This window comes from Pseudomonas sp. C 49-2 (assembly GCF_003970195.1).
In the GTDB taxonomy this organism is placed as follows: domain Bacteria; phylum Pseudomonadota; class Gammaproteobacteria; order Pseudomonadales; family Pseudomonadaceae; genus Aquipseudomonas; species Aquipseudomonas canadensis.
The window spans coordinates 118,694-140,060 of the sequence record NZ_RXYG01000008.1; the positions used below are offsets into that span (position 1 = coordinate 118,694).

A 21,367-nucleotide genomic window follows, 5' to 3' on the forward strand; every position below is an offset into this window, starting at 1 on the left:
CCCACTGCCCCCACGGATATGGAGTCTGGCGAATTTCAATTCGTTTCTTTTTTTAACCCACCGCGTAGGGAATCTGGCCCTAAGGCCGCCAGATCGATGCCCAGGCGGACATTGATCTGGATCAAGCATTGCTGAAAGAGTAGTCCCATTTTCGGGATTGAACTGTGTGGTCTTTTGCCGCGTGACAGACTGCCTCAGATCAGTTCTTGCAACTATCTGTTACAACTTGATGATAATCTCGGCGCTCCCTCCGGCCCTGACCTGAATCCCCGATGCCTAGTGAACCCGCGTTGTTGTTGCGTCACCACCGCCCTTTCATCGCGTTCTGGCTGGCGCGCATCTTTACCGCCAGCGGTTTCCAGATGCTCACCGTGGCTATCGGTTGGAACCTCTATCAACTGACCGGCAATGTGCTGGACCTGGGCTTGGTCGGCCTGGTGGAATTCGTGCCTCGCGTACTGTTCATGTTGCACACCGGGCATGTGGCGGACCGCTATGAACGGCGCAAGGTCGCCGCCATCTGCCAGACCGTGCAGGCACTGATTGCCTTGAGCCTGGCCATCGGCGGGCTGACCGGCAATGTGACCCGCGAGATGATCTTCATCCTCGCCTTCCTGCTCGGTGCCGCGCGTTCGTTTGAAATGCCCACCACCCAGGCGATGCTGCCCAGCATCGTACCCAGCACTTTATTCCCGCGAGCCGTGGCCTCCTCGCAGTCGGCCCAGCAACTGGCAACCATCGTCGCACCCGCCCTCGGCGGTTTGCTTTACGCGTTTGGCAGCGTCTGGGTCTATGGCCCCACGGTAGTGCTGTACCTCATCGCCTGCGTGCTGACCCTCAACCTGCCCGCCCGCCAGACACCACTCAACAAAGGCAAGGCCACCCTGGATTCTCTGCTGGCCGGCATCCGCTTCATCCGCAGCCGCCCGGATATCCTCGGTGCCATCTCGCTCGACCTGTTCGCCGTGCTGCTGGGTGGCGCCACCGCGTTGCTGCCGGTGTTTGCCAAAGACATCCTGTTGACCGGCGCCTGGGGCCTGGGCCTGCTGCGTTCGGCGCCGGCGGTGGGCGCGTTGTTGATGTCGCTGTGGCTGGCGCGGTTTTCCGTGGACCGCCATGTGGGCCGCGTGATGTTCACGGCCGTCGGCGTGTTCGGCGTGGCGACCATCGCCTTTGGCCTGTCCACCTCGTTCTGGTTCTCCCTGGCGGTGCTGGTGGTGCTGGGCGCGGCGGACATGATCAGCATGGTGATCCGCGCCTCGTTCGTGCAGTTGGAGACGCCGGATGAAATGCGCGGGCGGGTCAGTGCGGTCAACGGCCTGTTTATCGGCGCGTCCAACCAGTTGGGCGAGTTCGAATCCGGGATTACCGCCCACTGGTTCGGCACCGTGCCCGCCGTGGTCATGGGCGGGATCGGTACGCTGGTGGTGACCGGGGTCTGGATCAAGCTGTTCCCGACCCTGGCCAACCGTGACCGCATGCATGTGCCCGTGGAAGAACCCGCTATCAAGCCCGCCACATAACCTAATGTTGAAATAGGGTAAATGTGGGAGCGGGCTTGCCCGCGATCGCGGTGTGCCAGTCACCTCATCAGGACATGAGCGATCGCCATCGCAGGCAAGCCAGCTCCCACAGTTGATCTTCACTGGCTTGAAGATTTGCGTTACAGCACCTTATCCAGCGTGATGGGAAACTCCCGCACCCGCTTGCCGGTGGCGTGATAAATCGCATTGGCCACCGCCGCTGCCACCCCGACGATACCGATCTCCCCAACGCCCTTGGACCCAAGGGCGTTGACGATCTCGTCGTGTTCTTCGACAAACACCACGTCAATGTCGCCAATATCGGCGTTAACCGGAATGTGATACTCCGCCAGGCTGTGGTTCATATAGCGCCCCAGCTGATGGTCGATCTGGGTTTCTTCATGCAATGCCATGCCGATGCCCCATACAACACCGCCGAGGATCTGGCTACGGGCCATCTTCGGGTTGACCACACGTCCGGCGGCAATCGCGCTGACCACCCTGCGGACCTTGATGGTGCCCAGGTCTTCGTCCACTTGCACCTCGACGAAGACGGCTGAGTGGGTGGCGGTGCTGTAGCCCTCGCGTTTTTTGTCGGGCTCACTGTCGACCTGCACTTGCAGCGCGTCTTCGCCGCTGTCCTTGACCAACTGCGCCAGCGACACACTCACGTCGCCGGTATGCAGTAGACCGTCTTCGAAGCGCACGGCTTCGGCGTCCTTGAACACCGGGTAAGTCTGCCGTGCGATGTTCAGCAGCTTGGCATTCAAGGCCTCGCAGGCTTGCTGCACGGCAGTACCGACGGAGGACACCGTGAATGAACCGCCCTGCAACGGCGCGGTGGGCAATGATGAATCGCCCAGCAGAAACGCCACATCTTCAACCGCCACACCGCTGGCCTGCGCCGCGATCTGGGTCATCACCGTGTACGTACCGGTGCCGATATCGGTGGTGGCGCTGCTGACGGTCAGCTTGCCCTGCGCATCGATGTGCGCCTTGGCGCTGGCCTTCATCTGCATGGCTTCCCACACGCCGCCGGCCATGCCCCAACCGATCAACTGGCGGCCGTCGCGCATACTGCGCGGTTCCGGGTTGCGCTGGCTCCAGCCAAAACGCTCGGCGCCTTCGCGGTAACACTCGCGCAGGGCTTTGCTCGACCAGGGCTTGTCTTCGTTCTGGTTGCGCTCGGCGTAGTTGATCAGCCGCAGTTGCACCGGGTCCATCCCCAGTGCGCAGGCCAGCTCGTCCATAGCGCACTCCAGGCCGATCACGCCGAGGGCGGCGCCCGGCGCGCGCATGTCCAAAGGCGTGAAGACGTCCAGGGGCACCAACTTATAAGTAAGCTGCACGTTGTCGCAGTGGTAGAGCATGCCGCTCCATTCCACGACGTGTTCGCTGAAGTCTTCGAAACGCGAAGTCTGGCCAATGGCGGTGTGCCCCAACGCCAGCAGGCGCCCATTAGCGGCAGCGCCGAGTTGCAGGCGCTGCAGAGTGCGCGGGCGATAGCCGAACGTGAACATTTGCTGGCGCGTCAGCGTTACCCGCACCGAACGCTTGAGCGCCAACGAGGCCATCACTGCCAACGGCAATTGGTACTGCGGACGCAGGCCGGAACCAAACGCGCCGCCGACAAACGCGGCAAAGATGCGTACCTGGCTTTTCTCCAGGCCGAAAACTTTTTGCACATAGGCCTGACAGTTCTGCGGGCCCTGGGTCTTGTCATGGATATGCAGGGTGCCGTCCGGCTGATACAGCACCGTGCTGGCGTGGGGCTCCATCGGGTTGTGGTGTTCGATGGGCGTGCTGTAATGCACGTCCAGGCTGACGGCGGCGTCGGTCCATACTGCCTGGAAGTCACCGCGGGGTTTGGGCGGAGTTTGCGGCGAGGCGTGAGCCTGCTGCTGCATGGCCAGCAGGTCGGTTTCGAAGGCTTCGGTTGCGTACTCGATCTCCACCAGAGAGCCGGCATGCCGCGCCAATTCGAGGTTGTCGGCGATCACCAGGGCCAGGGGCTGGCCGCTGTACAGCACGCGGTCGTTGTAGAGCGGACGAAACGGCGAGCCGTCGGCCGCATCGTCGTCCTGGAAAGCGTCGTCGTAGCTGGCGATTCTTGGCCGGTTGAGGTGATCAATTACCGCCACCACCCCCGGCAGCGCCAACGCCCTGGAAGCGTCGATACGCAGCACGCGGCCCTTGGCGACGGTGCTGGACACCACGCTGCCATGCAGCAGGCCGTCCTCGGGAAACTCACCGGCGTAACGCGCTTTGCCTGTGACCTTGAGCAGACCGTCGACCCGGTCCAAGGGTTTGCCGATGGCGGTCATGGGCGTTCTCCTGCAACAGCGGCGTCACTCAGGGCACGAATGATGCCCCGGCGCGCCAACTTGATCTTGAAGCCGTTGTGTTCCAGAGGTTCTGCGTCTTGCAGCAGCGCGTCGGCGGCGTGGCTGAAGGTTTCGCGGCTGACGAGCTGGCCGATCAGCGCGGCTTCCACCGCGCGATCACGCCAGGGTTTATGGGCTACGCCACCCAGGGCCAGACGTGCGTCGACGATACGGTCGCCGTCCAGCTCCAAAGCTGCCCCGACGGACACCAGGGCGAACGCATAGGAAGCGCGGTCGCGAATTTTCAGGTAGTTGCTGTGGTTTGCCAGATTGTCGGCGGGCAGTTCGATGGCGGTAATCAGCTCATCGTCAGCCAATTGGTTGTCACGCTGCGGCGCATCGCCGGGCAGGCGATGGAAGTCGGCAAACTCGATAACGCGAGCACCTGCACGGCCTTCCACATGCACCCGCGCTTCCAACGCCGCCAACGCCACGCACATGTCGGAAGGATGCGTCGCGACGCACTGTTCACTGGCGCCAAGGATGGCATGAATGCGATTCAGACCCGTGCGTGCCGGGCAGCCGCTGCCGGGCTCGCGTTTGTTGCAAGGCACCGTGGCGTCATAAAAGTAGTAGCAACGGGTGCGCTGCAACAAGTTGCCGCCGGTACTGGCCATATTGCGCAGTTGCGGCGAGGCGCCAGCGAGGATGGCCTGGGACAGCAGTGGGTAACGCTGCTCGATCAGCGGGTGCCAGGCCAGGTCGGCGTTGCTCACAAGAGCGCCGATCAGCAGTCCGCCCTCGGTGGTTGCTTGAATTTCATTTAACGGCAACCCCGTGATATCGATGAGATGCTCGGGACGGCTGATGTTTTCTTTCATCAAGTCCAGCAGGTTGGTGCCGCCGGCGATAAAACGCGAGGCGGCGCTGCTCAGGTGCACAGCTTCCTGCACATCGGCCGGCTTGCTGTAGTGGAAGGGATTCATCGCTCACCTCCCACGACTTCTTCAATGGCATCGCGGATATTGCTGTAGGCGCCACAACGACAGAGGTTGCCGCTCATCAGCTCCTGGATCTGGGCGGTGTCGTGGGCTCGTCCTTCATTAGCCAGACCAACTGCCGAACAGATCTGGCCGGGGGTGCAATAACCGCATTGGAAGGCGTCGTGTGTGATGAAGGCTTGCTGCATCGGGTGCAGTTGGTCGCCGTCGGCCAAGCCCTCGATGGTGGTGAGCTCGGCGCCGTCGCACATCACCGCCAGGGTCAGGCAGGCATTGATCCGCTTGCCATCGCGCAACACCGTGCAGGCCCCGCATTGGCCGTGGTCGCAGCCTTTTTTGCTGCCGACAAGGTCGAGTTGCTCGCGCAGAAGGTCGAGCAATGTGGTCCAGGGCAATACATCCAGTTCGCGATCCTGGCCATTGAGGCTCAGGCGTATCGAGTGGCTGACGAACGGTTGGGCCGCCGCGCCATTGGGGGTTGCGCTCATAAACACCTCACGGGTTGGTGGACATCCGCGGCGTTCAGGGAAATCGCCGTCTCAGGGGTACGACTTCCCGGGGTAATGAGCGTTCAAGGTGATTGATCAGCGGATATTGAGCTGCGTGGTCAGGGTGTTTTGCGGGGGGTTGATCGAGGAATTGCTGTACTGGAACCAGCCTTGGGCCTCGACATTCAGGTCAAACACATAGATGTAGCCCATCAGTGTGCCCGCGCCGTCGCACACTTCGCTGATATTGCCGACCTGGCAAACCGCCGTGCGTTGCCCATTCAATTCAGCGCCATCGAAGCGACCCATGGGGCTGTTACCGAGGCCCACCTCCATGACGGAAACCTTGGTAGGCCCACGGTGCGTACACATCTGTGTGCTCTGCGCGCGCTCGGGGATGCTTTCCTTACACGCTGCCGACTCGACCTGGAATACACGCACTTCGCTCAACGGCGGTGCAGTCGCGCCCCAGGCCGGTGCTGCGCCGAGCAACAGGCTGATACAGGGGATCAGGGCTAGACTCCACGGGCTGGCGTTTTTCATGCTGCAAATGACCTTGGTTTAAACGTCGGCGCAGTATGCCTCAAGGCCTCGGCTGCTGGTATGATGCGCCGCTTTTTCCGATCCTCTCTGAAACCACAGGCGCTTGGCGCAGTTTGTGCTTTGACTTAGAGGTCAACAAATCACGACGCCACAGAGCGTCACTGGGAGCAGGCATGCTGGAAAAGCTGTTTCAACTCAAGGCACACAACACCAACGTGCGCACCGAGATCCTCGCGGGCATCACGACATTCCTGGCCATGGCCTACATTCTGTTCGTGAACCCGAGCATCCTCGGCGAGACCGGCATGGACAAAGGCGCGGTGTTCGTCGCGACCTGCCTGGCGGCCGCCATCGGTTCGACCGTGATGGGCCTGATCGCCAACTACCCGATCGCACTCGCGCCCGGCATGGGCCTCAACGCCTTCTTTACTTACACCGTGGTCCTGCACATGGGCCATACCTGGCAGGTTGCGCTGGGTGCGGTGTTTATCTCGGCGGTGCTGTTCTTCCTGCTGTCGATCTTCCGTATTCGTGAATGGATCATCAATGCTATCCCACTGCCGCTGCGCTCGGCGATTGCCGCCGGTATCGGCCTGTTCCTGGCATTGATCGCCCTGCATAACGCCGGGATCGTGGTCAGCAACCCAGCCACCATGGTCGGCCTGGGCGACCTGAAACAACCTGCGCCGATCCTGGCTACCCTCGGTTTCGTGCTGATCGTTGCACTGGAGGCCCTGGCCGTGCGCGGTGCGGTGCTGATCGGCATCCTGGCGGTGACCATCGCCTCCATCGTATTGGGCTTCACCCCGTTCATCGGTGTGACCTCGGTACCACCGTCCCTGGCCCCGACCTTCCTGCAGCTGGATATCAAAGGCGCGTTGGATATCGGCTTGGTCAGTGTGATCTTCGCGTTCCTGTTCGTGGACCTGTTCGATAACTCGGGCACCCTGATCGGCGTGGCCAAGCGTGCCGGCCTGATGGGCAAAGACGGCCATATGCCAAAAATGGGCCGTGCACTGATCGCCGACAGTACCGCCGCCATGGCCGGCTCACTGCTGGGTACTTCGACCACCACCAGCTACATCGAATCGGCTGCGGGCGTGAGCGCCGGTGGCCGTACCGGCTTGACCGCCATCGTGGTCGCGATCCTGTTCCTGCTGGCGTTGTTCTTCTCGCCACTGGCCGCCAGCGTACCGGCCTACGCCACCGCGCCAGCACTGCTGTTCGTGGCGGTGCTGATGACCCAGGGCCTGGCCGAAATCGACTGGGACGACATCACGGTTGCAGCGCCAGTGGTGGTCACCGCCCTGGCAATGCCTTTCACCTATTCCATTGCCAACGGCATCGCCTTCGGTTTCATCGCCTGGACCGCCATCAAGCTGCTTTCGGGCCGCTACCGTGAGCTGAACCCGGCATTGGTGATTCTGTCGATTCTGTTTGTGATCAAGCTGGGCTGGTTCAACGCATGACTTTTGACGCCGCAAGCTACACCGCTCAACTGCAAGACAAGGTCACGCGTTTGCGTGACCTACTGGCCCCGTTCGACGCGCCAGAGCCGCAGGTCTTCGACTCGCCGCTGCAGAACTTCCGCCTGCGCGCGGAATTCCGCCTGTGGCGCGAAGGCGGTGAGCGCCACTACGCGATGTTCTCCCAGGACGACAAGCGCACGCCGATCCTGATCGAAGAATTTCCCATCGCCAGCCTGCGCATCAACCAGTTGATGCCGCAACTCAAGGCCGCCTGGCAAGCCAGTGCGGCCCTGAGCCACAAGCTGTTCCAGGTGGAGTTCCTCACCACCCTGGCCGGCGACGCGATGATCACCCTGTGCTATCACCGCCCGCTGGACGAGCATTGGCACACCGCCGCAAACCAGCTGGCGGCTGACTTGAATGTCAGCATCATCGGCCGCTCCAAGGGCAAGCGCGATGTGATTGGCCATGACTACGTGGTGGAAAAACTCGACGTCGGCGGCCGCACTTTCAGCTACCGCCAACCTGAAGGCGCCTTCACCCAGCCCAACGGCACGGTGAACCAGAAGATGCTCAACTGGGCTTATGAAGCCCTGGGTGATCGCCCAGATGATCTGCTGGAGTTGTATTGCGGCAACGGCAACTTCACCCTGCCCCTGGCTACGCGTGTACGCAAAGTACTGGCTACCGAAATCAGCAAGACCTCGGTGAATGCAGCCCTGAGCAACCTCGATGAAAACGCGGTAGATAACGTCACGCTGGTGCGGCTCTCTGCCGAAGAACTCACCGAAGCGCTGAACGAAGTGCGTCCGTTTCGTCGCCTGCACGGTATCGATTTGAAGAGTTACGAATTCGGCAGCGTCTTCGTCGACCCACCGCGCGCCGGCATGGACCCGGACACCTGCGAACTGACCCGACGCTTCGACAACATCCTGTACATCTCCTGCAACCCTGAGACCTTGGCGGCGAATATTGCGCAACTGCACGACACGCACAAGATTACCCAGTGTGCGCTGTTTGACCAGTTCCCGTGGACCCACCATATGGAGTCCGGGGTGTTATTGACCCGGCGGTAACTCAACGTCCTCTGGTTCTTTCTTGCGCGGCCGTCCGCCCTTCTTGCCATTGGCGCGGGCGGCGGCGGCTTTGGCGGCGCTGCTTTTGCGGCCATTGCGCGAGGCGACCAGGCTGGTGGCCAGGTCCATCAGCGGTTTGCTGGTAGCAATCAGGCCCGTGACTGAAACATCAAGGTCCTGGGCCTCACAGCACAGCGCCTTGCCGCCAAAGCCGACTTCCAGTTGCGCAAAGTCCTCCAAGGAAAACCCCGCGAACTCGGGCAGGCCAGCCACCGGCAGTACAACACGACTGCCGTCGCTAAAGCCGATGGAAATGCAGTTGTCTTCATAACGCACAGAACTGGCGCGGGCATAAAGGTGCCGTGTCTTGCGCCCTCGGGCTATCGCCTTTTCGACGTCGGCCTCAGTGAGTGGTTTATAGGGTACAGCTTTGGCTTTTACGATTTGCTTCATAGTTCAATCTCCACAAAACCCGGCGCCCTGACCAGGTTCAAAATTGTTTTCTGCCCCACAACATCGTGCCGGGCGCGCGCGGTCACATAAACACCCGGCTGAATGATGAGCCCAGGCAACACCTCGCGCGCCTCCCAATCCCAGGAATGATTCTCCAGGCAGACCGTCTGCAGGTATTCCCACCAGATCCTGCGTGCCCGCGCCAAGTAGTGCCGCTGCATGACCGCCCCGCGTAGTTCTTTCAAAACCGCCATGGGTGGTTGCCGTCGCTCAGGCTCTACGTCCCACAACTCCACTTCCCCATTCAGAAAGCTGAAACGAAAACGCGCATCCCATTCGTTCCCCCGCACATGCACATGGGGCGGGCAATGCTCATCCCTGATAAACACCGAAATCACATATCCTTTGTAAGTGCCTACTCTCATCGTAACCCATCCGTTAGGTTATTTTCCGCCTGGTAACAATTTTCCCCTGTCACCCGACAACCGGCTCCATTTCCCGAAGCTGATTCACAGATTAGTAAGCACAAAAAACCCGGCGAATGCCGGGTTGTAACCACTCATGCCGAAGGCTGGAAATACCCCGCCAAGGCCCGCAAGTCCTGCTCGCTCAGCAACCCCGCGTAATACTTCAGCTGAATCCTCGCCAGCAGATACGCATGTCGTGCACTCGCCAAATCGCGGCGGGCGGTGAAGAGTTGTTGTTCTGCGTCGAGCACGTCGAGGTTGACCCGCTCACCGCCGGCCACACTCTTTTTCGTCGCAGCGACTAAAGCCGTGGCAGAGCTGACGGCCATTTCATAAGCACGCACCTTGGCCGCGCCGCTGGTGTTGAGGTTGAACTGTTTGCGCAACTCCACCAGCGTGGCCGAGGTTTGCGCGTCCAGCTCGTATTGGGCCTGGGACAGCTGGTTCGCCGCCTGCCGCGTGGAGGCCGATACGCCGCCACCGGCAAACAGCGGCAGGCTGACCTGGATGCCGACGGTGTTGGTGTCGTACTTTTGGTTGTAGCTGCTTTCCGAGTCGGAGTTGGTCTGGCGGCTGGTGGCGTACAGGCTGACCTTGGGCAAGTGACCAGCGCGTTTACGCTCCACTTCATAGGAAGCCACGTCCAGGGCGTGATGCTGGGATTTGAGTTCAGGGTTGTTGGCCATGGCCAGTTCACGCCAGGTCTCGAAACGGTTGGGCTCCAGGGGCGCAATCTCGAATTGGCGCGTCAGCGGCGCCAGTTCTTCGATTTGCAGCGGTTGGCCGACAATGGCTTCCAGCTCGCGCAGGGCACTGTCCTGCGTGTCTTGGGCTTCGATTTCCTCGGCCTGGGCCAGGCTCAGGCGCGCCTGGGTTTCCAGCACATCGGTGCGCGTGCCTTCGCCGCCTTTGAGCAGGCGGTCATTGAGTTGCAGGCGCTCGGCATACGCGCGTTTCTGTGCACGGCTCAGCTCGATACGCTCCTGGGCCAGCAACGCCTGGCTGTAAGCATTGAGCACCCGCACCGCCAGTTCCTGGCTCTTGCCGCGAAAGCGCTCGTCGGCCATCAACGCCTGCGCGGTGCCCTGACGAAAACGCGCGTAGGCTTCGTAATCCAGCAGCGGTTGCTGCAAGGTCAGGGTCGACGCATAACTGCGGTAATCACGGTCGCTTTTGACATCTCCCGCCGTCACTTCGGACTCGTTGCGCGAGTTGTTATAGCTCCACGACAAGTTCGGCAACAACGCGGCCCGACCGATCGCACGGTTTTCTTCACCGCCTTCACGCTCCTGGATCGCTGCCTGAAACGTCGGATCATTGCGTAGGGCCAAGTCGTAGGCATCCAGCAAACCCAGGGCGTGCGCCGTCGAGGTACAACCGAAACACAAGGTCAACAACAGCGCCTTCATTCTTCCACCAGGGCCATATGAGTGCGATCCATCAGGGGTTTGAACAGGTAGTTGAGCATCGAGCGCTCGCCGGTCCTGACGAAGGTTTCCACCGGCATGCCCGGGCGGATCTGCACGCCGTCCAATTGCTGCATGCCGGCCGCGCTGACTTGGGCGCGCAGCGTGTAATAGGGCTCGTCGGTGCGCTCATCGACCTGGCGGTCCGCCGAGACCAATGTCACCTCGCCGGCCACCCGAGGTGTGGTGGACTGGTTGAAGGCCGAGAACATCAGTTCCACCGGCAGGCCGGGGTGCACCTTGTCGACCATCTGCACCGGCACCCGCGCCTCCACCAGCAAGGGCTCGCCCTGGGGCACGATGTCCATCAGCGCCTGGCCGGGCTTGATCACGCCGCCTTCGGTGTACACGTCCAACCCCACCACCACGCCGCTTGCGGGCGCACGCACCAGGCTGTTGGCCAATTCGAACTCGGCCGACGCCAGGCGATTGCGCAGGTCATCGCTGCGGGTGCGGGTCTCGGCCAACTGGCCGCGCAGGTCTTTCTGGAAGTCTTCGCCGAGCTGGCGGATGCGCAGGCGCAGTTCCATCACCTGGCGTTGCAGTTGGCCGATGCGACCGTAGTCCTCGGCGATGGCGCCGTCGATCTGTGAGTACAGTCGCTCACTGTCGAGCAAGCGATTACGAGGAATGTAACCCTCGCGCGCCAACTCACGCAGGCCCTGCAGTTGCTCATTCAACGCCGCGCGCTGCTGGACTTTGCTTGCTTGCGAATCCCGCGTGCCCCGCAGTTGCGACTCCGCCCCGGCGATGGTTTCACGCAGGCCTTGTTGCTCGGTGGCCAAGGCCTGGGCGCGGCTATTGAACAACTGCCGTTGCAGGCTCAGGGTGGCCGCCGCCTCCGGATCGTTGAGCAATTCGGGGCCGAAGGTGATCGCCGACAACCCTTCACTTTCGGCACTCAAGCGCGCCTCGCTGGCCAGGGACGCCAGGTACTGGCTGCGCAGAGACTGCATCTGCCCGCGCAACGGGGTTTCCTTCAAGCGCAACAACACCTGGCCTGCGTCAACCACGTCACCGTCGCGCACGTCGATACGCTCGACGATGCCCCCGGCCGGGTGCTGCACGGTCTTGCGATGGCCCGACACCATGACCTTGCCCGGCACTGCCACGCCCTTGTCCAACGGAGCCAGTGCCGCCCAGCCAAGGAATCCGGCAAAACCGCCGAGTACCAACAGCCAGCCCAGGCGCGAGTACTTTTTGTCATCCAGCGCCAGCACGTTGCTTGGTGTGTCGCTCACCAACACAGGTTTACTCTGGTTCATGCCTGTTTTCCTTCACCGAGGCGGTAGCTCATGCTCATGGTCGATACCGGTTTGGGCGCTGCCGGTTTCTGCCGTGCCTCCAGCACACGCGCCGTCGGCCCGAAGGCCTGCAGCTGACCTTCCTTGAGGATCAGCAACTGGTCGGTCAGGGTCAGTACGTTGGGTTTGTGGGTGATCAGGATCACTGTTCGGCGCTGCTGCTTGAGCTGGGTGATCGCTTGGAGCAGAGCTTGCTCGCCGACTTCATCAAGGTTGGCGTTAGGCTCATCCAGCACGATCAGCGCGGGCAGGCCGTACAGCGCGCGGGCCAGCGCGACGCGCTGTTTCTGGCCGCCAGACAGCCCGGCGCCGCCCTCTCCCAATTGCGTGTCGTAACCTTGGGGCAGTTGCAGGATCAGCTCATGCACGCCGGCCATTTGTGCAGCCGCGAGGACTTTATCCGCATCGACCTCAGCAAACCGCGCGATGTTTTCCGCGATGCTGCCGGCGAATAGCTGGATGTCTTGAGGCAGATAGCCGATGTGCGGGCCCAATTGCTGCTTATCCCACAAGGCCAGATCGGCACCGTCCAGCCGCACCTTGCCGGCCAGGGGCGCCCAAGCGCCTACCAGTATCCGCGCCAGGGTAGATTTGCCGCAGCCCGACGGCCCGATCACGCCCAGGACTTCGCCAGCGGCCAGATTAAAGCCCAGATTGGCCAGCGCGGGCCGACGGCTGCCGGGGGCACAGGCGCTGATTTGTTCGACGCCCAGTTGGCCTTTGGGCACCGGCAGCGCCATGCGCTGCGGGCGCGCGGGATTCGCCGCCAGCATCTGCGACAACCGATCGAAGGCCAGGCGCGCCGAACCCCACTGTTTCCACACGCCGATCAACTGGTCGATGGGGCTCAGCACGCGGCCCATCAGGATCGAGCCGGCAATCATCATCCCCGGCGTGATTTCGCCCTGCACTGCCAGCAAGGCGCCCAGGCCCAACACCAGGGATTGCAACGCCAGGCGCACGCCCTTGGACCACGCGGTAACGGTGGCGGTCTTCTCACTCGCCAGGTTCTGCTGCGCCAAAAACGCCTGATGCTGGCCGAACCAACGCGCACGCAACGTGGCGAGCATGCCCATGGCTTCGATGGTGTCGGCATTACGCAGGTTGGCCGTGGCCTGCTGGCTGGCGCTGATGGACAGTTGGCTGGCCAAGGCCATCGGCGCCTGGCTGACGTGATGGTTGACCCATGCCAGCACGATCAATAGCAGCGCGCCGACCAGCGCCAACACACCGAGCCAGGGATGGAACAGAAAAATCACCAGCAGGTACACCGGAAACCAAGGTGCATCGAAGAACGCGAACAACGCCTGGCCGGTGGCGAACTGGCGCAGCGTGGTCAGGTCATGCAACGCCTGGCCCGCCGCCTGGGTGCCGCCCTTGAGTTGCGCTTCGAACGCGGCGTCGTACACCCGCTGGTTCAAGCGCATGTCCATCTGCGTACCGAGGCGGATCACCACCTGGCTGCGCACCCATTCCAACGCGCCCATCAGGCCGAACAGGCCGAGGATCATCAGCGTCAGCATCAACAGGGTCATCTCATTGCCCGAGGCCAGCACCCGGTCGTACACCTGCAACATGTACAGCGCCGGAGCGAGCATCAGCAGGTTGATCACCGCCGAGAACAGGCCGATGTTGAAGAAGCCACTTTTATAGGCCGTGAGGGCGGCCAGGGTTTCGTTGCCGGCGTGGCGCATCTGGGGATTCTCATGGGGTTGAGCGGGCAGCGCCGCTGCGTTGACAGGCAAAGCGACGCTGCGCAGAATTCGGCACCGCCGTCGCTGAAGAGTTAGAAGGCTTGGCGACAGCGGTGTGTAAAACGGCGAATGGGAGAGCGATCTGCCATTCGCTTTTTTGCTTAAGCGGCCAGGGCGAAGTCCTGAGGCACATCTTGCACGCCCACCAGCGCCACATCGGACGCTGCGACCGCAGCCGAATCCACATGGGCCACACCGGCAGCCGCCAGTTGGTCGAACGTCGAGTTGATCGACAGGCTTGGGTCGATGTCCTTGAGCAGGGAGTCGATCGCCGACGCCAGTGCCGAGCTGTCGCCGCTCATCAGGCCGTACACGATTTTGTGCACCTGGCCGTCACGGCCTTCGGATTGCAGGCTCGACAGGCCCAGGTTGGTGAAGCTGACTTCCTGCTCGGCGAGGCTGTAGGTACCGCCGGCCGCACCGCCCGTCAGGACAGTGCCCAGGTCCAGGGAGTCGATCGAACCCCACAAGGTGTGCGACGGCGGATTGAACAAGGTGTAATGCAGGTCACCGTTAGCAACCACTGCCGCGTTGCTGACAGTGCTCGACACACCGTATTGGGTGCCGTCGAACGGGCCAGGATTGAAACCACCAGTGTTCGAACCTTCTTTAACCGAACCCTCACGGTGGTTCAGGTCACCAAAGTAAGCCGACCAGTCGCTCAGGTACTGGGCAACGGTGTTAGTGGCGTAGGCCGTGCTGTATGAAATAGAAATGCTCATGCAAAACTCCAAGTCATGGGGTGGTATCTCCACAGCAAGCCACTGCCTGCTGTGGTTTTGCCCGTCACTGGGCAAAATCGGTCAGAACTGATATTCAACGGTGCCCTGCAAGGTGCGCCCACGCCCCAGGGTGAAGGCCAACACGTCGCCCAACGGCACCAGGTAGGCGCGGTCGGTGACGTTTTCCATGGCCAGGCGCAGGGTCAACTGGTCGGTGGCGCGGTAGCTGCTGTAGAGGTCATAGACGGTGTAGGGCTTCCAGTCGGCCGGGTAAACGCCGGTTTGCGAGGTGGTCACACCCGCGCCGCCTTTGACGTAGTAACCGCCGCTATAGCGAGCGCGAACGCCCACATCCAACTTACGCTCAAGGAAGCGCGCGCCCAGCGTCGCAGTGCCGCGGTCCATCGGCATGTGCTCGGAGGAGCCCAGGATCGCACTGCAGCTCTGCCCCGCATTGGCCACATCGTCGGGCACCATCGCAGTGACTGGCGCCCGGCTGCCGGGCCCTTTCTGGATCTTGGTCACACCGCCCAGCCACGCGGTCTTGCTGCAGAATTTATTGCTGCCGAGCATGCGCGTGTAGTTGAACTGGCCGTAGGCGAACCCGGCGTCGTAATCCAACTGGTATTCAAGGCCGCGAAAACGGGTGGTCTCCAGGTTATTCACATACGCCGCATTGCCGATATTGGCGATGCCATAACCCGGCGGCTGCACCCCCAGGGCCATATAGGAAAAGTCGTCCACGCGGGTGTTGAAGTAGGACACTTTCATGCCCACACGGTCTTCGGAGAACAGCAGGTCCTCCTTCAATACATTGAAGCCAACCTCCCAGGACGTGGACGTCTCAGGCTTCAAGTAGGGGTTGGGGAAGATCGACTCGGAGCCCCCGCCATGGGGCCGACCGCTGACCAACGATTCGGTGACTGCCGGCGGGCGCCAGCCCTTGCCGTACGTGGCAAAGAGTTGCAGCCAGTCCACGCCGGGCTTGATCGACAGGCCGAAGGTCGGCGAAAAATGCCCCTCTTCCCGATCCACGTCATACGTCATGGGCAAGCCAACTTGCCGCGTGGTGCCAATGATGAACGTACGGGTGTTCAAACCGGTTTCGCCCCGCAGACGATAGCGGTCGTAGCGCAACCCGGCGTTGAGGTTCAGCCAATTGTCGTAGTCGTAGTCCAGGCGAGTGAACAGGCTGCCCATCGCCCGGTCGCCCCTGGGCGTGATGCTTTCCGCCGCCGAGGCCGTCACGGCCGAGTCGGCGGCCACCATTTGGTTGGAGTCCGGGCGGACCTTGTCGTAGAAAAACTCCAGGCCATAGTTGGCCTTGATCACGGACAGTTCGCTCAAGGCAAAGGTCGAAATATTCTGCGCCTGGAAACCATAGGTGTTGGTCTGGTAAGTGACGTCGTAGCCCTTGCTGCTGCCACGGGTCAGCGTGGTTTGATCATTGCGGGTATCGACGTAATACAGCTTGGCCTTGAAATCGATCAGCGGGTTGTCCGGCGTGTAGCTGTAGTCCAGCGCGAAGTTCTGCGCCGTGACGTCACTGCTGCCGAGCTTCTCCCAGAGCTGGGCTTTTTCGGCGGTCATCATGTTGACGTCGTCGTAGCCGACTTCAGTGGTCAGGTAGCTCAGTTGCAAACGCTGATCCACCGGCAAGTTGAGACCCAGCTTGAGCAGTCGCGAACGCATCACCGAACCGGTGTATTCCACAGTGGAGTGCTTGATCCGGTCTTCACTGGCCGGCAGGAAGGAACTGCCGGTGCGCAACTCACCAATGCTGCCCTTGGTGCCGGGCTGATAGTCACCGAGGTGGCGCTCACTGGCCGCCACCAACATGTCCCACACGTCGGTGCCCACGGCAAACGCCGAGCTGCCGATAAAGTGCGTGCCGTTGCTGCGCCCGCCCAGCCCCGTGGTCAAGCGGATACGCCCGCCGATTTCCTTGCCGCCCTTGAGCAGGCCCGCCGCTTCCACGGTGCGAAAGTTGGCGACCCCGCCGATCACTCCCGCCCCGCCCATCGTCGAAGTGGCGCCCTTCTCGATCACCACTTCAGACAGCAACTCCGGGTCGACATACAGCGTGCCGTTGCGTTGCTGGTGGCCACTTTGCTGATAGTTCTGGCGCATGCCGTCCACCGACATGTTGACCCTGCCGTAGTCCTGGATGCCGCGAATATTCACCGACAAGCCAGGGTCTTGCTGGCTGACCGCCGAGTAGACGCCCGGTGCCTCCTCCAGCATTTCAGCGGCGTGCCGGGGCGGGTTTCGATCCAACTGCTCGCGCCCGACCACACTCACCGAGCGGGGCGATGAATACACCCAATCGTTGGGGTGCAGGCCGGTGATCGTGGTGGTTCCCAGCGCCAAGGCGGCGCCGCTCTGCTCAACGCGGGTCAGGGTGACTTGGCGCTCGCCGTTGAAGCGGTACTCCACCGGTGCATTGCCCAACAAACGCGCCAAGCCTTCCTGCACGCTGTACTGCCCTTTCACCGCCGTACTCTGCAAGCCTTCCAGACGCTGGCTGTCGAACAGCACTTGCAGGCCGGCCTGGTCGGCGAACGCCAGCACCGCACTGCCCAAGGATTGCGCAGGGATATCGATCATCAGCACGGCCGGTTGTGCAGCCTTCGCCTGAGGTTGCGCGGCGTACACCGGGGCCGCAGCGGCGAACAGGCCCAAGTGGATGGCCAGGGCTAACCGGCTAACGGTGATACGCCCCTTGTTGAGTGCTGACATTTCTGTTGTTCCCTGCGCTAAGCGTTTTTTGTTTATGCGAATGCTTCTCACCTAGCAAGACGTACGAGGCGCGGGAAGTCAGTAAGGGTTTTTGAAAGTTTTTCAGGAAGGGGGATTTCAGGCGGTGGGAGCAGGCCCCACCGGGTCATCAATAGATCAGGCTGAGGCCAGCCAGGTCCAGGCGTTGCACCTGGAGTTCCTGGGTAAGTGTGGCAAGGGCGGTGTCGAGCATATCGAGGCGGAACACGCCGCTGACTTCACGCTCGCCCAACGCCGAGTCGGCCAACACCACGCGCCCGGGACGGTAGCGGTTGAGTTGCTCGATGACGTTGGCCAACGGCTGGCGATCAAAGATCAACACACCGCGCCGCCAACTGGTGGCGCGCGCAACATCGAGTTGGTCCAAGGGGACGATGCCTTGCTGAGGGCTGTAGCGTACGGCCAGGCCTTCCTGGACCACCCTGTCGGACGGCCCCTTTTTCGGCGTTGCGCTCAGGGACACCTCAACACTGTGTTCCAGCACGCCGACCCACGCTTGGCTGTCGTCTTCACGCTCCACCACAAACCGCGTGCCCAGCGCGCGGGTCTGCCCACCGGCACTCTGCACCACGAACGGCCGGGTTTCCTCGCCGAGCATGGGCGCCACGTCAAAGATTGCCGAACCCTGGAGCAAGCTGATGCGACGTTGCACACCGTCGTAGTCCAGGCGGATAGCGCTGGCGGAATCCAGCTCGACCTTGCTGCCGTCGGCCAGATGCACGGTGCGCACCTCGCCTTTGGCGGTGATGTAGTCCGCTTGCATGCGCAGCAACACCTGCGGCCCGCGCACCCAGCCAACACCCGCCACCACCACGACCAACGCGACGGCGGCCGCACGTTGCCATGGCCTTCGCCGTTGGGTTCGGCGCACCGCCGCAGGTGCCACTGACGGACGCTGGCGGTGCACGGGATCTTCCTTATACACATCGCCCAATGCTGCCCATGTCTGTTCGGCAAAACGCAACGCCGCTTCGTGGCGGCTGTCGCAGGCGATCCAATGCTGCAGCTCGGCCTGCTCCTGTTCGGTCAGGGCACCTGCGTGCAAGCGCACCGCCCACTCGGCGGCCGCCTCGGTAATGCTGTGCTGTTGCGGACCCTGGCTATTCACGTGTGAATCTCGAATTTTTCGTTATGTAACGCTGTGACGTCTGAAGTGGCGCATTTCGGTAACTCATTCGTCGGATGGCGCGACTTCGCCGTCCTGCAAGCGCTGCATTACGTAGGCCAACGCCTTGGCCAGGTGCTTTTGTACGGAGCTGTCGGAGATGTCCAGGTGCCGGGCGACCTGGGCGTGGGTCATGCCTTCGATGCGGTTGAGACGGAAAATCTGCTGGGTGCGTTCCGGCAACTCCGCCAGTGCCTGCTTCAATGCCTGTCGCTGTTGCTGCGCCATTGCCTGAGCCTCCAACCCGGCCACTTCATCTTCAATCTCGGCCAGCGCCTCATGGGGCACGGAGTCTGTCTTGCGCCGCGCTTCCTGGCGAATATGGTCGATCAGCAGATTGCTCGCCGTTCGATAGAGATAGCCCTGGGAGTTGTCGATGCGCTCGCCGGCCGGCTTTTCCGCCAGGCGCAGGAAACTCTCCTGCACCAGGTCTGCGGCCAACTGCGGGTCCCGTACCTTGCGCGCCAGATACCCGCGCAGGGTATCGGCATGCTTGAGAAACAGGCCCTTGAGATCCACGTCCGACAAACCGACTCCCTGGAATGTAAAGGAAACAGGCGGGCATATTAAGCGTTGTCGAGAATGATTTTCAATTGATATCTAATCTGATCCGCTTGTACCAAAGGCCTGATTAACAGTTCGGTAATCGAACATATCCGCCGCCATCAATTGACCAAATTAACCAACCAGTACATTTTATCCACACAACTAACAAGAACTGTGGAGATACATCCCATGTCGCCTATCGTGCTGGTGCTCAACGGCCCCAACCTCAACCTGCTCGGCACCCGCGAGCCCGCCACCTACGGCCATGAAACCCTGGCCGATGTCGCCGCCCTGTGTGGTCGCAGCGCCGAACAGCTCGGGCTGAAAATCGAATTCCGCCAGACCAACCACGAAGGCGAATTGCTTGACTGGATTCACGGCGCCCGCGCACGTTGCGCCGGTATCGTGATCAACCCGGCAGCCTGGACCCACACCTCCGTGGCGATTCGCGATGCGCTGGTAGCCAGTGAAGTGCCGGTGATCGAGGTACACCTCTCCAACGTGCATGCCCGTGAAGCGTTCCGGCACCACTCGTTTGTGTCGCCCATTGCCAAGGCCGTCCTCGCAGGCTTCGGCAGCCACGGCTACCACCTGGCCCTGGAACATTTCAGCCAATTGCTCAAAGGGTCGGCCCGATGAAACCGCGTATCCTCGCCGGGCTGATCGGCGCTGGCATCCAGGCCTCGCGCACGCCCGCCCTGCATGAGCAAGAAGGCGACGCCCAAGGCCTGCGCTACCTGTATCGCCTGATCGACCTTGAGCCGCTGCACCTGGACATCAACGCCCTGCCCGACTTGCTGGACGCCGCCGAGTTGATGCACTTCACCGGCCTGAACATTACCTACCCGTGCAAGCAGGCGATCCTACCGCTGCTCGATGAACTGTCCGACGAGGCCCGCGGGATTGGCGCGGTCAACACCGTGGTGTTCAAGGACGGCAAGCGCATCGGCCACAACACCGATTGCCTGGGGTTCGCCGAAGGCTTTCGGCGCAACCTGAAGGATGTGGCACGCCAACGCGTGGTGCAGATGGGCGCAGGTGGTGCGGGCGCGGCGGTGGCGCATGCGCTGCTGGCTGAAGGTGTGGAGCAGTTGAGTATTTTTGACGTGGACATCAGCCGCGCCCGCGACCTTGTGGATAACCTTGCGCAGCGTTTCGGCGCTGGTCGGGCTCAAGTTGGCAATCAATTGGAAAATGCCCTGGCCGAGGCCGATGGCTTGGTCAACACTACGCCGATGGGCATGGCCAAGCTGCCGGGCACCCCCGTTCCGGCCACCTGGCTACGCGCTGAATTGTGGGTGGCGGAGATCGTGTATTTCCCGCTGGAAACCGAACTGCTACGCGACGCCCGCGCCTTGGGATGCCGCACCTTGGATGGCGGCAACATGGCGGTGTTTCAGGCGGTGAAGGCGTTTGAGCTGTTCAGTGGGGAAGTGCCGGATGCCGATAGGATGCTGGCGCATTTCCAAAGCATGAATACCTAACTGAGTTGGAATAAAAATCCAAATGTGGGAGGGGGCTTGCCCCCGATAGCGGTGGATCAGCCAGCTTATCTGTAGCTGACCCACTGTCATCGGGGGCAAGCCCCCTCCCACATTTTGAATGCATTCCAACCTGAGACTTCAGGCCTGGAGGTAACGCATCACCGACTCACAAATCATGTCCCGATGCCGCTGTTTAACCGCCTCATCCGACAGATCGATCTGAAAAATCTCACTGAAGGTATGGCGGTTGGACACTCGGTAAAAGCTGAACGAGTTGATCAGCAGGTGCACGTCCAACGGCTCCAGCCCTTCCCGGAACAAGCCCAGCTCGGCACCACGGCGCAAGGTTTCGCCCAGCCCTTCAAGGATCTTGCTGTTCATGGCCTTGATGGTGTCGGTGCGCTTCACATATTCGGCATTGTGGATATTTTCGATACTGACGATGCGCACGAAATCCACGTTCTGGTCATGGTGATCAAAGGTGAACTCCACCAGCCGCCGGATCGCCTCACGCGGCTCCAGCGCCGTGAGGTTCATGCGTGTTTCGGTGTTGCGAATGTCGCCGTAGAGTTTCTCCAGCACCTCGACGTACAACTGCTCCTTGCTGCCGAAGTAGTAATAGATCATGCGCTTGGACGTGTGGATACGCTCGGCGATCGCGTCCACGCGAGCGCCGGAAAGGCCTTGCTGGACAAACTCGACGATGGCTTCCTGGAGTATGTTTTCGCGGGTCTTTTCCGGATTGTTCTTACGACTCTTGCGAGGTGCCTCGGTGGTCATGGTGCGCTCACGGCCAGTGTTATG

Annotated in this window: 19 protein-coding genes; 5 read left to right on the forward strand and 14 right to left on the reverse strand. The window is 61.6% G+C overall.

Annotation, left to right across the window (positions count from 1 at the left end):
* Positions 1 to 272: 272 nt before the first annotated feature.
* A complete protein-coding gene (locus tag EJ576_RS17255) occupies positions 273 to 1,523 on the forward strand; it encodes an MFS transporter (RefSeq protein WP_126570757.1) in 1,251 nt (416 codons plus the stop codon).
* Positions 1,524 to 1,663: 140 nt separating this feature from the next.
* Here the strand turns inward: EJ576_RS17255 and EJ576_RS17260 are convergent, their stop codons facing one another.
* From EJ576_RS17260 to EJ576_RS17275, 4 genes are all read right to left on the reverse strand, one after another.
* Positions 1,664 to 3,847: a xanthine dehydrogenase family protein molybdopterin-binding subunit gene (locus EJ576_RS17260; RefSeq protein WP_126570758.1), complete on the reverse strand. Its 2,184-nt coding sequence runs from the start codon at positions 3,845 to 3,847 to the stop codon at positions 1,664 to 1,666.
* Entirely contained in the window at positions 3,844 to 4,833 is a 990-nt protein-coding gene (locus EJ576_RS17265; RefSeq protein ID WP_126570759.1) for a xanthine dehydrogenase family protein subunit M, read from the reverse strand. The genes EJ576_RS17260 and EJ576_RS17265 overlap by 4 nt, the downstream gene beginning before the upstream one ends.
* Positions 4,830 to 5,336 (reverse strand): (2Fe-2S)-binding protein, encoded by a 507-nt coding sequence (locus tag EJ576_RS17270; RefSeq protein WP_122728020.1) that lies wholly within the window; start codon positions 5,334 to 5,336, stop codon positions 4,830 to 4,832. Before EJ576_RS17270 ends, EJ576_RS17265 begins: the two co-directional genes overlap by 4 nt.
* A 96-nt stretch (positions 5,337 to 5,432) precedes the next feature.
* Positions 5,433 to 5,879 (reverse strand): DUF4879 domain-containing protein, encoded by a 447-nt coding sequence (locus EJ576_RS17275; RefSeq protein WP_126570760.1) that lies wholly within the window; start codon positions 5,877 to 5,879, stop codon positions 5,433 to 5,435.
* A gap of 173 nt (positions 5,880 to 6,052) precedes the next feature.
* Here EJ576_RS17275 and EJ576_RS17280 point away from each other — a divergent pair, with 173 nt between their 5' ends.
* Together EJ576_RS17280 and trmA are read left to right on the forward strand one after the other, a co-directional pair.
* Entirely contained in the window at positions 6,053 to 7,348 is a 1,296-nt protein-coding gene (locus tag EJ576_RS17280; RefSeq protein WP_122728019.1) for an NCS2 family permease, read from the forward strand.
* Positions 7,345 to 8,424, forward strand: a complete 1,080-nt coding sequence (gene trmA, locus EJ576_RS17285; protein WP_028618023.1) for a tRNA (uridine(54)-C5)-methyltransferase TrmA — start codon at positions 7,345 to 7,347, stop codon at positions 8,422 to 8,424. Before EJ576_RS17280 ends, trmA begins: the two co-directional genes overlap by 4 nt.
* On the opposite strand, the gene EJ576_RS17290 is transcribed toward trmA, so the two are convergent.
* The 9 genes from EJ576_RS17290 to EJ576_RS17330 form a co-directional block, all read right to left on the reverse strand.
* Positions 8,407 to 8,877, reverse strand: a complete 471-nt coding sequence (locus tag EJ576_RS17290; protein ID WP_028618024.1) for a DUF2442 domain-containing protein — start codon at positions 8,875 to 8,877, stop codon at positions 8,407 to 8,409. The two genes, trmA and EJ576_RS17290, sit on opposite strands and share 18 nt — an antisense overlap.
* Complete coding sequence (locus EJ576_RS17295) at positions 8,874 to 9,302, reverse strand: DUF4160 domain-containing protein (RefSeq protein ID WP_126570761.1); 429 nt, start codon at positions 9,300 to 9,302, stop codon at positions 8,874 to 8,876. Before EJ576_RS17295 ends, EJ576_RS17290 begins: the two co-directional genes overlap by 4 nt.
* A gap of 134 nt (positions 9,303 to 9,436) precedes the next feature.
* Entirely contained in the window at positions 9,437 to 10,753 is a 1,317-nt protein-coding gene (locus EJ576_RS17300) for a TolC family outer membrane protein (RefSeq protein WP_122728015.1), read from the reverse strand.
* Entirely contained in the window at positions 10,750 to 12,075 is a 1,326-nt protein-coding gene (locus EJ576_RS17305) for an HlyD family type I secretion periplasmic adaptor subunit (protein ID WP_126570762.1), read from the reverse strand. The genes EJ576_RS17300 and EJ576_RS17305 overlap by 4 nt, the downstream gene beginning before the upstream one ends.
* Positions 12,072 to 13,808: a type I secretion system permease/ATPase gene (locus EJ576_RS17310; RefSeq protein WP_126570763.1), complete on the reverse strand. Its 1,737-nt coding sequence runs from the start codon at positions 13,806 to 13,808 to the stop codon at positions 12,072 to 12,074. Before EJ576_RS17310 ends, EJ576_RS17305 begins: the two co-directional genes overlap by 4 nt.
* 161 nt (positions 13,809 to 13,969) lie before the next feature.
* Positions 13,970 to 14,590: a heme acquisition protein HasA gene (locus EJ576_RS17315; RefSeq protein WP_028618028.1), complete on the reverse strand. Its 621-nt coding sequence runs from the start codon at positions 14,588 to 14,590 to the stop codon at positions 13,970 to 13,972.
* 81 nt (positions 14,591 to 14,671) lie between these two features.
* Entirely contained in the window at positions 14,672 to 17,329 is a 2,658-nt protein-coding gene (locus tag EJ576_RS17320; RefSeq protein WP_126570764.1) for a TonB-dependent receptor, read from the reverse strand.
* Positions 17,330 to 17,477: 148 nt separating this feature from the next.
* Positions 17,478 to 18,476, reverse strand: coding sequence for a FecR family protein (locus tag EJ576_RS17325; RefSeq protein ID WP_122728005.1), 999 nt, complete (start codon positions 18,474 to 18,476; stop codon positions 17,478 to 17,480).
* A gap of 63 nt (positions 18,477 to 18,539) precedes the next feature.
* Positions 18,540 to 19,061, reverse strand: coding sequence for an RNA polymerase sigma factor (locus tag EJ576_RS17330; protein WP_028618031.1), 522 nt, complete (start codon positions 19,059 to 19,061; stop codon positions 18,540 to 18,542).
* A 207-nt stretch (positions 19,062 to 19,268) separates the two neighbouring features.
* On the opposite strand from EJ576_RS17330, the gene aroQ reads away from it, so the two are divergent.
* Both aroQ and EJ576_RS17340 read left to right on the forward strand, forming a co-directional pair.
* Positions 19,269 to 19,718 carry a type II 3-dehydroquinate dehydratase gene (aroQ, locus tag EJ576_RS17335; protein WP_126570765.1) on the forward strand — a complete coding sequence of 150 codons (450 nt, stop codon included), beginning with the start codon at positions 19,269 to 19,271 and terminating at the stop codon, positions 19,716 to 19,718.
* Positions 19,715 to 20,563: a shikimate dehydrogenase gene (locus EJ576_RS17340; RefSeq protein ID WP_126570766.1), complete on the forward strand. Its 849-nt coding sequence runs from the start codon at positions 19,715 to 19,717 to the stop codon at positions 20,561 to 20,563. The genes aroQ and EJ576_RS17340 overlap by 4 nt, the downstream gene beginning before the upstream one ends.
* A 138-nt stretch (positions 20,564 to 20,701) precedes the next feature.
* On the opposite strand, the gene EJ576_RS17345 is transcribed toward EJ576_RS17340, so the two are convergent.
* Entirely contained in the window at positions 20,702 to 21,343 is a 642-nt protein-coding gene (locus EJ576_RS17345) for a TetR/AcrR family transcriptional regulator (protein ID WP_028618034.1), read from the reverse strand.
* Positions 21,344 to 21,367: the final 24 nt, after the last annotated feature.